Origin of the sequence: Novosphingobium sp., assembly GCF_040079535.1 — a bacterium.
In the GTDB taxonomy this organism is placed as follows: Bacteria; Pseudomonadota; Alphaproteobacteria; order Sphingomonadales; family Sphingomonadaceae; genus Novosphingobium.
The window spans coordinates 47,574-63,401 of sequence record NZ_JBEBKB010000009.1 but is presented as its reverse complement, the minus strand read 5'-3'; the positions used below and the strand labels follow the sequence as shown (position 1 = coordinate 63,401).

Genomic DNA, 15,828 nt, shown 5'->3' with positions numbered 1-15,828 from the left:
CGGGGTTAGCCCGGGACGATGAGTGCTCTAGATATCGACCACGATCTTGCCGAAGTGCGCGTTGGTGGCCTGGTGGCGGAATGCATCGGCAAGATTTTCCAGCGGGAAGTGATCGGAAATCACCGGCTTGATTCCGTTCGCCTCGATCCCCTTGATCATAGCCAGTTGCTGGGCACGGCTGCCCACGGTAAGACCCTGCACGCGAAGATTTTTCGCCATCAGCAGCGCGGTCTGGACCGGCCCGGCAAATCCGGCCAGCACCCCGATCAGCGCCACATGCCCGCCAACCCGGGTGGCCATCATCGATTGATCAAGCGTACCTGCTCCGCCGATTTCAACCACGCAGTCCACGCCCGTGCCGCCGGTCAGTTCCAGCACCTTCATTCCCCAGGCAGGGACTTCCTTGTAATTGATCAGCTCATCCGCGCCGAGCTCTTTGAGCTTGGACAGCTTCTCATCCGAGCTTGAAGTGGCGATCACTCGCGCCCCGGCTGCCTTGGCCATTTGCAGCGCAAACACCGAAACCCCGCCGCTGCCTTGAATCAGCACGGTATCGCCCGGTTTGATTGCATCATCAACGAACAGCGCACGCCATGCGGTCAGCCCGGCGCAAGTCAGCGTAGCGGCTTCAGCGGCGCTGTAACCAACGGGAACGCGGGTGAACCAGTGCTCTGGCTTGACCACGGCCTGCACGGCATAGCCATCAATACCGTCTCCCGGCACACCGGTGAACGCGGCAGCAGGCGGCGCACCGTCGATCCATTCGGGGAAGAAGGTGGATACCACCAGATCGCCGGGCTTGAACTGGGTTACCCCTGCGCCGACGGCTTCAACCATTCCGGCCCCGTCAGACATCGGGATGCGGCCCGCCGCTGTCGGCAACATCCCGCTGACCACCGCGAAATCGTGATAGTTGAGCGAGCTGGCAGTCAGCTTGACCCGGATCTGGCCCGGACCGGGCTGGCCGGGATCTTCAGCCGTGGCAGGCAGCAGGGTATCGAGCGTGGCGGGCGAGCCGACGCGGATGCAGCGGATGGTCAAAGCAGTTTCCTTCAATCAAATCAGAATTTTGCTACGGATTATTCAGCCGCTTCCAGCATCGCCGCCATCTGCGGCCCGCGGATCAGGCCCCCAGGAGTGGCGCCGGTCCAGGTGCCGTCCCTGAATGTCACCACGCCGCCCTTGATAGTGCAGTCATACCCCTCGGCGCGCTGCAACAGCCGCTTGCCGCCGGCCGGCAGATCAAACGCCAGCCACGGCTTGCCCAGCTTGACTGCATCCAGATCGATCACGTTGATATCGGCCAGATAACCCGGAGCAAGCACACCGCGATCATGCAGGCCATAAAGCCGTGCGGTATCATTGCACTGGCGCTTCACAGCGTTTTCAAGAGTGATCGTGCCGCGTGTGCGATCACGCACCCAGTGCTGGAGCATGAAGGTTGGGCTGGCAGCATCGCAGATCGTGCCGCAGTGGGCCCCGCCATCGCTCAGCGAATTAACGCAATCGTCGCTGTTTTGCAGCGCTTCGAGGAAATCGAGATTGCCATCGGCGTAGTTCAGGATCGGCAGATAGATGAAGCCCTTGCCGCCGCCTTCGCACAGCAGATCATAGGCATATTCGTCCGCCGATTTGCCGGCCGCCGCAGCGCGTGCGGCAATACTTTCATCAGCCTGGGGTTCATAGTTGAATTCCGGCCCCATTTCGAACTGCATGGTCCAGCCGCCGCAAACCACCATGATCAGGCCGATGATATCCTGATTGACCTGCGAATAGTCACTGGCTTCGGCCAGCAGTGTGGCCTTGAACGCCGGATCGAGCAGCTTGGCCTTCTGTTCTTCCCACGGCAGTTCGGCAATCGCCATATAGCTGGGCTTTAGCCGGAACGGGTGAACGGTGCCCTGCCAGGCCATCACGATGCCATTGCCGCGCAGTGCGATCTGGGCGACGATATTGGCGCCGTTGTCGTTCTCGGCCCGCATGTTGGCGATCTGCTCGTCCAGCGGCTGCTCCTTTGCGATCGATTGCAGTGCAGCAAAGGTGCAGGGCAGGCCGGTTTCGCGGCTGAGCGCGCCCATCCAGCCAAACTCGTCCCATTCGCGGCGCATGTCGCTGGCCATTTCGAAGACGCCATGCCCAGCGCGGCCCATCGCCCGGCCGATTTCGATCAGCTCTTCCTTGGTTGCGGTAGTGCCGGGCACCACTTCGCCGTCGATTGAACGGTGCAGCACGGTGCGGCTGGTCGAAAAGCCGAGCGCCCCGGCGCGAACGCCTTCCTCCACGATGTCTGCCATTTTGGCGATATCATCGGCGGTGGGAACGGCGCCCGGCCGTTCGCGATCACCCAGCACATAGGCGCGCACCGCGCCGTGCGGCACGTGGGTTCCAACATCCACGGTGCGCGGCATTTCTTCCAATGTATCGAGGTATTCGGGGAAAGTCTCCCAGTTCCACTTCATCCCCTCAGCCAGAGCGGTGCCGGGGATATCCTCAACCCCTTCCATCAGCTCGATCAGCCACTTGTGCCGATCGGGTGCGGCGGGGGCAAAGCCTACCCCGCAATTGCCCATGACGACGGTGGTTACACCGTGCCAGCTGGATGGCGCCATTTCCGCGTCCCAGGTGGCCTGGCCGTCATAATGGGTGTGGACATCGACCCAGCCCGGGGCGACGATCTTGCCTGATGCGTCGATTTCCTGGGTTGCGTCGCCGTGTACCGTGCCAACGGCGGCGATCAGCCCGTCCTTTACGGCAACATCGCCGGTAAACCGCGCTTCGCCAGTGCCATCAACGATGGTGCCATTGCGGATGATCAGATCGTAAGTTGCCATCGGTTCTCTCCCGTTGCGGCGACTCTCTCGAGCGCTGCATTAACCGAGCGATTAAATCATGGTCTGGGGGTGGGGGCAAGAGCTACTCGTCGTCCCAAATATGATCCGGAATGACATCAGTTCCCCCGCGCCTTGATCATATCGTCCACATCGACGAACTTCTCGCGCGGGGAGCCATCACGCGCGCGGGCTGATTCGGCTTCTTCGATCTTCTTCCAGTCGCGAAAAGTAACCACTTCAAGCTTACGGTCCTCAGCCAGCTTGTCGAACCCGGCGCGGCCAAGTTTGCCGGTGCCTCCGCCGATGTCCTCGGCAATCTTTTCGACGACGCTGAAGCCATCCGGGCGGTTGGTGCCGATCGTTCCCGATGGCCCGCGCCGGGCCCAGCCCACGCAATAAAGGCCCGGCAGGATCCGGCCTTCGTCATTGGCGAAACGCCCGGCGCTCTCTTCAAACGGGACGCCTGGGATCGGGCTTGATTTATAGCCGATAGCGGTGATTACCAGATCGGCTTTTACCACATAGGTTTCCCCCGTTCCGCTGGCCCGGCCATCCGCGTCGATCTGGGTGCGCTCTACCTCAATCCCGGTTACGCCGTTTTCACCCAGGATCGCCTTGGGACTTGCAAAGAAATCGAATTCGATCTCAACCGGCTTGTCACATCTGAACTCTTCAGGGATCGCCGCATAGCTGCGCAAATGGGTAACCGATTTGCGCTGGCCCGGCTCAAGAAACAGGTCTTCCTGTTCTTCGGGCAGATCGGCCGGATCAACCCGCGGGCAGGCGCGGACCAGGTGGCCCAGTTCGCCCAGTTCCTTGGGTGTCATCGCAATCTGGTGCGGCCCGCGCCGGCCCAGGATCGTAACATGCTCGATATGTGATTTTTCCAGCGCGTGGAACGCATGGCCAACGATGTCCGAGCCAGAAAATTCGGCCGCAGTCTTGGTCAGGATCCGGGCCACATCAAGCGCCACATTGCCGTTGCCGATCACCACCGCATGCTTGCCGGCAAGATTGGGAGCCAGCTTGGCAAATTGCGGATGGCCATTGTACCAGCCGACGAACGCGGCGCTGCCGAAGACGTTTTCCAGACCTTCACCGGGTATTCCAGCGGGCCGATCATTGGGCGCGCCAGTGGCAAGGACAACAGCATCGTAGAGCCCCTGCAATTCGGCCACGCTGATATCTTCGCCGATCATGACATTGCCAACAAAGCGCACATTCTCAAGGCTGGCGGTGCTTTCGTACCGCTTGGACACGCCTTTGATCGATTGATGGTCGGGTGCCACTCCGGTCCTGATCAGGCCATAGGGCACGGGCAGCATATCGAAAATATCGACCCGCACGTCCTCGCCCCAAAGCTTTTGCGCGGCCTCGGCCGTGTAGTATCCTGCGGGTCCTGAACCGATGATCGCGATATGGCGCATTGAATCAGGCCGCCTTCTTGTCCTTGCGCTCTGGCGCATCAAGAAACCCGCGGAGCGAGGAAATCGTCTGTTCGCGGTGGGTCAGCATGAACAAGTGTCCGCCTTGCTCAAATATCTCCAGCCGGCTGTTGGGGATCAGGCTTTCCAGCATTCGGCCATTGATCAGTGGCACGATCTGATCATCCTCACCCATCATGATCAGTGTTTCCTTTTTCAGGAACGGCAGCGCCGGGACACTCGTCCAGCCCATCATGCACAGCAGCTGATACATATATCCACGCGGGGTGGGCGGGGTCAGGCGGCTGATATGCTCTGCTTTGCCGCCGGTCAGGCCGCCGTAAAGCGTGCGGAAATGCTCTTCCATGAACGCCGCATCAACATAGCGGCGCGGGTTGGCCATCTTGGTCAGCGCGGCGGGATTGCCCGGAACCATGATCATGCCTGCCGTGGTTGCGGCCAGCACCAGCCGGCGCACGTGATCGCCATGCTGCAGGGTAAAATGCTGCGCCATCGCGCCGCCCCACGAAATACCCATCACATCGACCTGCGGGGCATCGAAGCGTTTGAGCAGTTCGTTGGCGGTCCAGCTCATCGTGAAGGGATTGTAGGGCACCAGCGGTTCAGGGCTGCCGCCAACACCGGGCATATCGAACATGATGAACGGGCGATCGGTCAAGGCCTCGGCCAGCGGTGCGACCGCTTCGATATTGGCCCCAATACCATTGAAGAACAGGATCGGCAGGTGCTTGGATGGAATATCCCAGCGCCAGCGCGCGACGCGCAAGCTGCGCCCGCCAACTTGTTCCATCGAGAATTCGGCTGTAATCTCCTGGCTCACGCTGATTTTGCCCCCTCAGGACTGTTCTAGAACGTAAAGGCCGGGCGCCTTTTCCATCGGCGGGTGTTTCTTGCTGCCCAAAGCCTTGGGTGCTGACACCTGCTTGCCCGCCCGTGCTTGCAGCCACGTCATCCAATACGGCCACCAGCTTCCGGCTACTTCCTCGGTCCCTTGCAGCCATTCGTCAACGTTCGCAGGCGGATCGCCCGGCTTTTTCGACACATAATATTTGGCTTTGGGATTGCCCGGCGGGTTGAGGATTGCCTGCATGTGGCCCGCCTGGCTTAGTACGAAGGTGATATCCTTCGATCCGAACAGCTGGGTAGAACGATAGCAAGCTCGCCACGGGGTGATGTGATCGGTGGTTCCACCCAGGATAAACAGATCGCTCTTCACCTTGCTGAGATCGATTTGATGCCCGGCCATTTCAACCTCACCCTGCTTGGTGAACGCCAGCGTTTCAAACAGATGCAAGAAATCGCCCATCAGGCTGGCCGAAAGATTGGTGGCATCGGCATTCCAGAACAATACATCGAACGCCGGGGGATCATCACCCATCAGGTAGTTGTTGATCACATAGTTCCAGATCAGATCGTTGGGCCGCAGCCAGGCGAACCCGCGGGCCAGATCGTTGCCTTTGATTATCCCGGCCTTCGCGGCGCGCTTCTTGGCCAGTTCCAGGCCATTGGCGGTCATTAGGGACCCGGCTTCGATATCGTTCTGCTGGGGGTGCAGCACGGTAACCATATAGGTCAGCGCGCCCAGCCGTTTGTCTCCCGCGGCGGCCATCTTGCTGGCCAGAATTGACCCGGTCTGCCCGCCCGAACAGGCCGATGAAATGTTGATCGTGGGCGCGCCGGTAATTTCGCAGACAACGTCCACCGCTTTCATGCACGAGGCGATGTATTCGTCCATCCCCCAAGCGCCTTCTTCCTTGGTGGGGTTCTTCCACGAAATGACGAAGCACTGGATGCCATTATCAGTCTGCCACTTGACCACGGATTTTTCCGGCGACAGATCATTGATATACATCTTGTTGATTTGCGGCGGAATTGTCAGTTGCGGAATCTCATAAACCTGGTCCGTGGTTGGGGCATAGTGGACCAGTTCAAACATGGCATCGCGGTACACCACGCTGCCTTTTGCGGTGGCGACATTCTCACCCAATTTGAACGGGGTCTTGTCTACCATCGAAACCATGCCGCCGTTGTGGGCCATGTCGTTGTAGGCGTTTTTCAGTCCCTTGATCAGGCTCAACCCGCCGCTATCGATAACCCGTTTTTGGGCCGTGGGATTGCCCATCAGGCTGTTGGTCGGGGCCAGCCCATCGATGATGATGTTGGAAATGAAATTGGCGCGGTCGCGCTCCAGATCGTCAAGTTCCAGATCGTCCAGCCAGCTTTTCATCCCTTTCTGGATTGCCAGGTAATACTGCGCACCGGCGCGAAAGAAGGGATTATACTGCCAGGCCGGGTCCTTGAAGCGTTTGTCCTTGGGATCAGGGGCCAGTTCGCTTTTGCCGGACAGGATCTGGACCACGTCTTCGCCAAACGATGTCATGTGCTTGACGGTGCGCGATGGATCAGATGCAGTTTCGCGCAGCAGCAGCGCAACCGCGCCCACGAAATCCTCGCGGGCCAGACCGACTAGTGGCCCCAAGGCCGTTGTCGATTGCGCAGCTTCGTTTTCGAGCCTCGTTCCGCCTTTGCCCATGCCACTACCCCGATTGCTTGCCCTGATTTTCAAGGCAAGCATGCCCGTGCCTACAAATCATTGCAAGCAGCCATGGCTTTGGCGAAAAAATCCCAGCATTTTGTGTGGTTGGTTTGGTAAACTTAACCCTTCCGCAAGTGCTCTGATGGCATAGGAAGGCTATGTCTGCCGAACCGGCCATAGCCTTTGCGGAACAGTTTGACGCGACCCTTGAGGACGCGCGCCGGCCCATGCCCAGCTCGGTCGTGCCGGCTTCGGGTGATCGAAAGGGCTCCAATGTCCACAATCTGGCCAAAACACGGCGGCGCGGATCGGCGCGCGATGGGCTGAAGGATCTGATTGAGCCCAACTGGCAATTGATGGTGCCAATCTTTGCACTTGCAACGGTGCTGATCGGCTTTGCGATTGGCGCTTTGCCCGGTGTCCTGACGCTCGCCCTGCTGATTGCCGGCTCGACGATTGCTGCACTGACCCGCGTTGCTGCGCGCTTTGAGCGCGATAAGCTCGACAACAGTTCGCGGCGGTCGATGCTGATGACTGGCATGGTCGGTTTGCCAATGCTGTTGTTCGGACTTGGCGCCGCAAATTGGACCAATACGGCCCATGGGCATTGGGAAAATTCGATCGGGATTCTGATCATCGTCGGTTCACTTGCCGCGATCATTTTGAACCGGCGGATTGCCAGTGTTATCACATCTCAGGTCGCGCTGTGGCTTGGTGTTGCATCGGTTTCGGGTTCGATCGGCAGCCTGATTGCTCTGGCAATTGGCGCAGGCGTTGGTCTTTACACCACGGTGCGGCAAGCACGGGCTGATGGCCGGGCAGAACGCAAAGACCGCGAGCGCCAACGGGCGCAGCTGAGGGCAGAAGAAATTCTCCACGATTTCGAGCAAACCGGGCAAGGCTGGTTTTGGGAAACCGATCGGCGCGGGCAGCTGGTCTATTTGTCACCGCCGATCGGGGATCTGCTGGGGATCGACAGCCAAACTCTTTCTGGTCGGCCGATTTCCGAATTGTTTGATGCCGACCCGCAAGGATTGGAAAACGAACGTACGCTTTCGTTCCACCTATCTGCGCGATCATCGTTTGGCGAATTGGCAATGCGGGCGGCAACGCGCGGAGAGGAACGTTGGTGGTCAATCAGCGGACGGCCGCTCTATGATCATTTCGGCAATTTTCTGGGCTTTCGCGGATCGGGCCATGATCTAACCGAAAAGCGCAGGTCAGAAGAAAACGCAACGCGCCTGGCGCATTATGATTCGCTGACCGGCCTGGCCAACCGGCTGCAGATGTCGCAGACCCTTGAGAAGATCCTGGCTGCGCCAAATCTGGAACACCGGGCCTGCGCCGTGTTTCTGCTCGATCTGGATCGGTTCAAGCAGGTCAACGATACCATGGGCCATCCAGCTGGCGATAACCTGCTGACCCAGGTGGCCACGCGACTGGAGCAGGTGGTGGGTGAATATGGCCGGGTTGGGCGCCTGGGCGGCGATGAATTTCAGGTTGTCTTGCCGGGCCGGCACCGCCGCGATGATCTGGCCGGGCTTGCGCTGCGTGTGATTCATTCCCTGTCAGAACCCTATTCGATCGATGGCCACCGGGTGGTTATCGGAGCATCAGTGGGCGTGGCGCTTTCTCCCGAAGATGGCGTGACGGCAGAAGCGCTGATCCGCAATGCCGATCTTGCGCTTTATGCGGCCAAGGATGGCGGGCGCGGGCGGCACCACTTTTATGCAGCCGATCTCCACTCTGATGCCGAAGAGCGCCGCCAGTTGGAGCAGGATCTGCGCGATGCGCTGGTACAGGGCAGTCTCAACCTTTTCTATCAACCAGTAGTCCATACATCGACAGAGCGGATTACCGGTTTCGAAGCGCTGCTGCGCTGGACGCACCCCACACGCGGCCCGATTTCGCCGGCCAAATTCATCCCGATCGCGGAAGATTCGGGGCTGATTGCGCAGATTGGCGAATGGGCCCTGCGCAAGGCTTGCCATGATCTGGCGCTTTTGCCCGAATCGGTGCGCGTTGCCGTCAACGTATCACCGCTGCAATTCGCCAATCCGGCGCTGCCATCGATCATCACCAATGCCCTGGCCGCGGCACAGGTCAATCCGGCCCGGCTTGAGCTTGAAATTACCGAGAGCGTGTTCCTGAACGACGACGAAGGCACCGATGCAATGTTCACCGCGCTGAAACGGGTCGGCGTGCGTCTGTCACTGGACGATTTCGGGACCGGCTATTCCTCGCTCGGCTACCTCAAGAAGGCGCCGTTCGACAAGATCAAGATTGACCAAAGCTTTGTCCGCGGGGCAACGATAACCGGCAGCCGCAACGGTGCAATCATTGCCTCGATCGTCAGCCTGGCCGAAGCGCTGGGTATGGAAACCACTGCGGAAGGGGTTGAGACGCTTGACGAGCTTGATCTGGTCCGGATGCTGGGATGCAGTCACGTACAGGGCTTCATCTATGAAAAGCCGCTAAGCTTTGAAGACGCCTGCGCCCGTCTGCAATCCGGCCTGACCGCAATCGCCAAGGGACCAAGGGCCGCACGCGCATCACGGCACACCATGCTGCGCAAGGTGGTGCTTGATAACGGCGGCCAGCAATATCACGGCACCATTCGGAATATCTCCGCAACGGGAGCGATGGTGGAGGGGCTATGGAATGTGCCACCGGGCACGATTTTCCGGATCATGCTGTCTGAAGGCCAACTGGTTACGGCAACAGCCCGCTGGTGCCAGGAAGACCGGATGGGGATTGAATTTGCGGCGCCGCTTATCATGGACGATGCGGGCCGGATTGCGATCCTCACCCCGGTTGTTATCACCAGACCGACGCTGATTAGAGCTGCTGGAGGCCTGCAATGATCGCGCGCCTGGCCCCGGTTAGACAAATCGTAACCATAGTTGGGTACGTCCGAGCAATAAGCAAAGGGTGCCATGTCTAACGCCGGTTCCAATTCATTCTCACGTCTTCGCGGCCTGCTGGGCGGCGGCAAATCTGGTGCTGTCCAGAAGGCCGCGCCTCTGCCGACGGGTGATGAGCTTAAGCAGGCCGTTCTGCTGCTGCGCGATTACGAATCGTCCGGGCTGGGCTGGTTCTGGGCGAGCGACAACGAAGGGCGCATTTCCTACGTTTCCGATTGCGTTGCCGAATGCCTGGGCCGCCCGCGTGCGGAGATAATCGGAAATCCGGTCCAATCGCTGTTCATTCTTGAGCGCGATGAGGACGATGGGCACGAACGAACCCTGCCGCTGATTTTGTCGGCGCGCAAAACCTTTTCGGATCTCAATGTCCGTGCTGCGCTTGATGGCGGCGAAATCTGGTGGTCGATTTCGGGGCGGCCCCAATTTGACGGCGATGGCAGCTTTGTCGGCTATCGCGGCAACGGAACAGATATTACCGCGCAGCGCCAGAACAATAAGGATGCCTCGAGGCTTGCCCAGTACGATTCGCTAACCGGCCTTGCCAATCGGCACCGAATGGGCAAGCGGCTGGATTCGACGCTGATCGCATATCAATCTGCCAAGCGCTGCTGCGCGATCATGATGATCGATCTCGATCGGTTCAAGCAGGTCAACGATACGTTGGGCCATCCAGCCGGGGATGAACTGCTCAAGCAGGTCGCCAGCCGGTTGCAGCGCGTCGTCACCGACAAGGGCTGCGAGATTGGCCGGCTGGGCGGCGATGAATTCCAGATCATGATCCCCGATATCGATGATCGCGGGCGGCTGGGCGAAATTGCCAAGACGATCATCACCATGGTTAGCCAGCCCTACCAGATCGAAGGCAGCCGCTGCGTAATTGGTGCTTCGATCGGGATTGCGATTGCGCCGTATGATGGTATTAATTCTGAAGAACTGGTCCGTTCGGCTGATCTTGCGCTTTATGCCTCCAAGGGCGGCGGACGCGGGCAGTTCCGGTTCTATTCAAGCGACCTGCATTCCGAAGCCGAACGTCGTCGCCAGATCGAAGAAGATCTGCGCGATGCGCTGCAAAGCGATCAGCTGCGGTTGGCCTATCAGCCGATTGTCGACACCAAGACAAACAAAGTGGTCACACTCGAAACGCTGGCACGCTGGGATCACCCTGAACTCGGGCCGATATCGCCTGGAGTGTTTATCCCGATTGCTGAAGAAGCCAATCTGATCGGCGCGCTGGGTGACTGGTCTCTGCGCCGCGCTTGCGAGGAGGCCTCGCAATTGCCCGGCGGGGTGAAAGTCGCAGTGAATGTGTCTGCTTCGCAGTTTTCCAATCCAGGCTTTGCTTCGCTGGTTGCACAGGCGCTTGCCCATTCCGGATTGCCGCCCGAACGACTCGAGTTGGAATTGACCGAATCGATCTTCCTTGGAGATAGCCAGGCAACGAAGGAAATGTTCAACGCGCTCAAACTGCTTGGTGTGCGTCTTGCGCTGGACGATTTCGGCACCGGGTATTCCTCACTCAGCTATCTGCAGCATGCACCCTTTGACAAGATCAAGATTGATCAGAGCTTCATTCGCGGCCTGACGCAGGAAGGCAATCGCAACGGCGCGATTATCGCCGCGATTGTCAGCCTGGCCAAAGCCCTGAACATGGATACCACAGCCGAAGGGATCGAGGCCCACGACGAATTGGCAGCTATGCAGAAGCTTGGCGTCGGGCAAATCCAGGGCTACATTTATGCCAGTGCGGTTCCGTTTGACGAAGTCTGCGAGGCTCTGGCCAGCGGCGAATGGGTGATCGAACCCGATGGCCCCAGCAAATATCGGCAGGAACGTCGCACCGTGCTGCGCAAGGTTGGGTTGATCCATGAAGACCACCGCTATGAAGCCACGATGCGCAATCTTTCGCGTTCGGGCTGCATGGTTGAAGGCTTGCTGGATGTGCCCGAAGGCACCCCGTTCGTGGTCGATTTTGGGGAAGGCCAATTGGCCGTGGCGCGGGTTCGCCGATCTGCCGGATCTACACAAGGCCTCGAATTTGAACAGCAACTGGTTGATGATGGCGCCGGCGGTCTGTGCACCCGGCACCGGGTATCGCCATACGTTCTGGCCCAGGCCGGGATGCCGCTGGGGGCATTGCCAACCGGGCAATATCCGATGCAGTTGATGCAGCAGCCGGGCATGGCGTTGAGCTTGCCCAAATTTGGCCAGGCTGAAGCGATCAAGCCAAAGATCAAGGCCGCTTAGCCCCAGCGCCCTTACGCTTGCCAATGCGCGCCCCCGCGCATAGGCGTCAACCATGACTTTTACCCCGCTCATGTTGGCATTGCTGGGCCTGCTTCTGGCAGGTTGGACACTGGCTGCGCTGTGGGCACTGGCCGCTGCTCGCACCCGTGAACGCAAGGCCGAAGCCGGGCAGCGCCAGGCCCGGCGATTGGCCCGGATGGTCGATGAAAGCCCCGCCTTGCCGCTTTTGGTCCGGGTCGATGGCAAGATCGAAGCGCCGCAGCGGCTGGCTGGCTGGCTTGGGCTGGATGCGGTCCCGCAATTCCTGACCGAACTGGATGGCGGCCGGATCGACGGCGGCGGCGGCGGGCTGACGCGTGAGAATGTTGAGCAACTGGGCGAGGAAGTGCGCCGCTGCCAGCGCACCGCCACGCCGTTTCGGATGGTTGTCACACCGCGCGGTTCAACCCGCAGCCTGGCTTTGCGCGGACACCTGGCCGATCCGCAGATTTCGCCCGGCGGTGCAGCGCTGGTCTGGGTGTTCGATTTTTCTGACAGCGAAAGCGAACTGGTCCAGCTGCGTGATGAAGCGGCGCAGGCACGCGGTGATTTTGCGGCGTTGGTCGGGCTGATCGAGGCTGCGCCGATGCCGATGTGGTTCCGCGGCCCAGAAGGTGAGTTGCGCCTGGTCAACACGGCCTATGTTACGGCGATCGGCGGCGAAAATGCGCGCCAGGTGGTGGCTGACGGGATCGAGCTGATCGAAAACGTCGATGGCCTTTCCGCGCGGCAGATCGCAGTTCAGGCGGCGGGCCGGCAATTGCCGATCGAACGCATGGTATCGGCTACTATTGATGGCGCCCGGCGGGCCTTGCGCGTTTCGGACTTGCCGCTGGGGCAGGAAGGGATCGCCGGATACGCCGTTGATGTTGAGGAAATGGAAGAGCTGGCCCGCAGCCTCAAAGCGTTTGGTGAGGCCGAGCGGACAACGCTGAGCCAGCTTTCGGCCGGGGTCGCGCAGTTCGATCGCAAGCGCCAGCTGACGTTTGCCAACGCCCCGTTCCAGCGGCTGTTCAAGCTTGGCCCGGCGATGATGCTGGATCCGCCGCCGTTTGAGCGCCTGCTGGATCACGCGCGCGAAGCCGGACGAGTCCCCGAAGCACGCGATTTCCCGGCCTGGCGGCGTGAACGGGCGGATTGGTTTACCGCCGGCAGTGCGCAAGAAGAATCGTGGATGCTGGCCGATGGGACGCATTTGCGATTGGTCGCCCAGCCGCTACCCGATGGCGGGCTTACCCTGATTGCCGAAGACCGGACCGAGCAATTGCAGCTGTCCGCCGCGCGCGATACGTTGCTGCGCACCCGCACCGCCACTTTTGACAGCCTGTTTGAATCGGTGGCGGTGTTTGCGCCTGATGGCCGCCTGCAATTGTGGAACCGGCGGTTTGCGGCCGATTGGGGGCTGGATGATGCCTTCCTTGATCAGCACCCGCGGATTGAATCGCTGCTCGAACAGATCGCGCGAAGGCTGGCAAAGCCGCTGCGGGTCAAAGTGGTGGGTGATGCGGTGCGCGGGGCTACGCTTGAACGCAAGCAGACCGGCGGCCGGGTGGTGCTGGCCGATGGCCGGACGCTGGAATTTGCCGGGGTGCCGCTGCCCGATGGCAACGGCCTGCTGACAGTGCTCGACATTTCAGACTCTGAAAAAGCTGCCGAAGCACTGAAGCAACGGGCCGCAGCATTGGAAGAAGCCGATGCGATGAAGACCCGTTTCCTGGCCAGCATGAGCTATGAGTTCCGCACCCCGCTAACCTCGATTGGCGGCTTTGCAGAGCTGTTGCAGGCTGGGCTGGGTGGCGATCTTTCGCAGCCGGGGCGTGAATACGTTTCAGCAATTCTGCAATCTGTTGAACGCCTTGGGGAACAGATTGAATCTGTTCTCGATCTTTCGCAAAGCGAGGCCGGGATGCTTCCCTTGGCGCGTGAGGAGTTCGAGCTGCTGCCATTGGTCAAAGGCTTGGCCGATGATCGTGCCGCTCGTCTGGCCGAAGCTGGCCTGACGCTCGATTTGCGCGGAGATAAAAGCGCCGGGCGGATGACCGGCGATCGCCGCCGACTGGGCCGCGCGTTGGGCCATCTGATCGACAATGCAATTTCGGCTACTCCCCCCGGTGGACGCGTGCTGGTTGAAGTGGGCGGCCACAAGGGCAAGGCGCGGGTGGTAATATCCGATAACGGCGCGGGGATGGATCCGGCCACGCTGGCCCGCGCCCTTGAAGGGATCAAGATGAGCGCCGATGGCAAAGGGGTGGAACGCAGGCAGGGCCTGGGCCTGCCGCTGGCCCGGCAATTGATCGAGGCGCATGGCGGCGCGCTTGAACTCCATTCTGAACCTGGGCAGGGCACTGCGGCGATCGTCGAATTGCCGTGAAGGTTGTGCTGCCCGATCTGGCCGCGATGGCCGATTTTGGTGCGCGCATCGCCGATTTGCTTCGGCCCGGCGATGTGATCGCGCTGTCTGGCGGGCTAGGCGCAGGAAAGACCACGCTGGCCCGTGCGATTATTGCCGCGCTGGGCTATGATGGCGAAGTGCCATCGCCCAGTTTTGCGATCATCGAAACCTATGATCCGCCTGCGCTGCGCCTGGCACTGGTTCATGCCGATTTCTATCGGTTGAAACAGCCGGTGGAAGCCGAAGAGCTGGGACTAGACGATTACCGCGAAGGCGCAGCGCTGATTGCCGAGTGGCCAGAACAGGCTGGCGGTTTTGCGCAAGAGCCTGGTTGTTTGTCGATCCGGTTGGAAGCTGCGGAAATGGGCCGGATTGCCATTGTCGAACCGGGTACAGATTGGCTAGGGCGCTGGCGATGAGTGATATTTTACCCGATGGCCTTGAGGCCTTTCTTGCTGGTTCAGGCTGGGCTGGTGCTGCGGTTGAGCCGTTGGCTGGTGATGCTTCGTTCCGGCGCTATTTCCGGATCCGCCTGGGCGAGAAGCTGGCGATGCTGATGCACGCCCCGCCGCCGCAGGAAGATCCCACGCCGTTCCTGCGGGTTGGCAAGTGGCTGGATGATAACGGTTTGCGCGCACCGCGCATTCTGGCTCAGGATGCTGGGCAGGGCTGGGTCTTGCTGGAAGATTTCGGCGATGTGCGGATGCACGAATATGTCGATGCCTGGCCGGCTGATGAGGAAGCCGTGTACCGCACCGCGATCGATGCTTTGACGGTGCTGCATCGTTTGCCGCCGGGACCGTTCCTGGATTATTCGATGAGCGAATATGTGCGTGAGGCGCGGTTGTTTACGGAATGGTATTGTCCGGCGCATGGCCTGGTCGTTGACCACGATGGCTATACCAAGGCCTGGGAAACGGTGCTGGCGCAAATGCTGCCGCGCCAGCGACCGGGGGTCTGCGTGCTGCGCGATTACCATGCGGAAAATATCATGTTGCTGGGCAGCACGGAAAAGCAGGGCCTGCTCGATTTTCAGGACGCGCTGAACGGGCATCCGGCCTATGATCTGGTATCGCTGCTGCAAGATGCCCGGCGCGATGTTTCAGCTGAGCTCGAAACCGCAATGTTTGATTACTACGTCAAACAGGCCGGCGCTGGAGAGCATTTTCTGGCCGATTATGCCCGGCTGGGAGCGCAGCGCAATGCCAAGATCGTGGGCATTTTTGTGCGGCTGTGGAAGCGCGATGGCAAGCCCCGATATCTGGATCTGATCCCGCGGGTCTGGGCCCAGCTTGAACGCGATCTGACTCACCCCGCGCTCGAACCGGTGGCAGCCTGGTTTGCGGCGAATGTTCCGGCCGATCTAAGGGCCGCAAGCGGGGGCAAATGGCAGGTTTGATTGGTATGCCAGGTACGG

The 15,828-nt window shown here is 60.2% G+C and carries 10 protein-coding genes; 5 read left to right on the top strand and 5 right to left on the bottom strand.

Features of this window, described 5'->3' with window-relative positions; translation table 11 throughout:
* Nucleotides 1–27: 27 nt before the first annotated feature.
* From ABL914_RS04925 to ABL914_RS04905, 5 genes are all read right to left on the bottom strand, one after another.
* Nucleotides 28–1,035, bottom strand: coding sequence for an NAD(P)-dependent alcohol dehydrogenase (locus ABL914_RS04925; RefSeq protein WP_391562067.1), 1,008 nt, complete (start codon nt 1,033–1,035; stop codon nt 28–30).
* A 44-nt stretch (nt 1,036–1,079) separates the two neighbouring features.
* Nucleotides 1,080–2,831: an amidohydrolase family protein gene (locus ABL914_RS04920; protein ID WP_391562048.1), complete on the bottom strand. Its 1,752-nt coding sequence runs from the start codon at nt 2,829–2,831 to the stop codon at nt 1,080–1,082.
* Nucleotides 2,832–2,947: 116 nt separating this feature from the next.
* On the bottom strand, nt 2,948–4,258 hold the full coding sequence (locus ABL914_RS04915; RefSeq protein ID WP_391562047.1) for an FAD-dependent oxidoreductase: 1,311 nt from the start codon (nt 4,256–4,258) through the stop codon (nt 2,948–2,950).
* Nucleotides 4,259–4,262: 4 nt separating this feature from the next.
* Nucleotides 4,263–5,096 (bottom strand): alpha/beta fold hydrolase, encoded by an 834-nt coding sequence (locus ABL914_RS04910; protein WP_391562046.1) that lies wholly within the window; start codon nt 5,094–5,096, stop codon nt 4,263–4,265.
* Nucleotides 5,097–5,111: 15 nt separating this feature from the next.
* Nucleotides 5,112–6,809 (bottom strand): PHA/PHB synthase family protein, encoded by a 1,698-nt coding sequence (locus ABL914_RS04905; RefSeq protein WP_391562045.1) that lies wholly within the window; start codon nt 6,807–6,809, stop codon nt 5,112–5,114.
* A 161-nt stretch (nt 6,810–6,970) separates the two neighbouring features.
* Here ABL914_RS04905 and ABL914_RS04900 point away from each other — a divergent pair, with 161 nt between their 5' ends.
* The 5 genes from ABL914_RS04900 (at nt 6,971) to ABL914_RS04880 (ending at nt 15,810) form a co-directional block, all read left to right on the top strand.
* A complete protein-coding gene (locus ABL914_RS04900) occupies nt 6,971–9,676 on the top strand; it encodes an EAL domain-containing protein (protein WP_391562044.1) in 2,706 nt (901 codons plus the stop codon).
* A 72-nt stretch (nt 9,677–9,748) separates the two neighbouring features.
* Entirely contained in the window at nt 9,749–11,980 is a 2,232-nt protein-coding gene (locus ABL914_RS04895; protein WP_391562043.1) for an EAL domain-containing protein, read from the top strand.
* Between the two features lie 52 nt (nt 11,981–12,032).
* Nucleotides 12,033–14,390, top strand: coding sequence for a PAS-domain containing protein (locus ABL914_RS04890; RefSeq protein WP_391562042.1), 2,358 nt, complete (start codon nt 12,033–12,035; stop codon nt 14,388–14,390).
* Nucleotides 14,387–14,830 carry a tRNA (adenosine(37)-N6)-threonylcarbamoyltransferase complex ATPase subunit type 1 TsaE gene (tsaE, locus tag ABL914_RS04885; RefSeq protein WP_391562041.1) on the top strand — a complete coding sequence of 148 codons (444 nt, stop codon included), beginning with the start codon at nt 14,387–14,389 and terminating at the stop codon, nt 14,828–14,830. The genes ABL914_RS04890 and tsaE overlap by 4 nt, the downstream gene beginning before the upstream one ends.
* A complete protein-coding gene (locus tag ABL914_RS04880; protein WP_391562040.1) occupies nt 14,827–15,810 on the top strand; it encodes an aminoglycoside phosphotransferase family protein in 984 nt (327 codons plus the stop codon). The genes tsaE and ABL914_RS04880 overlap by 4 nt, the downstream gene beginning before the upstream one ends.
* Nucleotides 15,811–15,828: the final 18 nt, after the last annotated feature.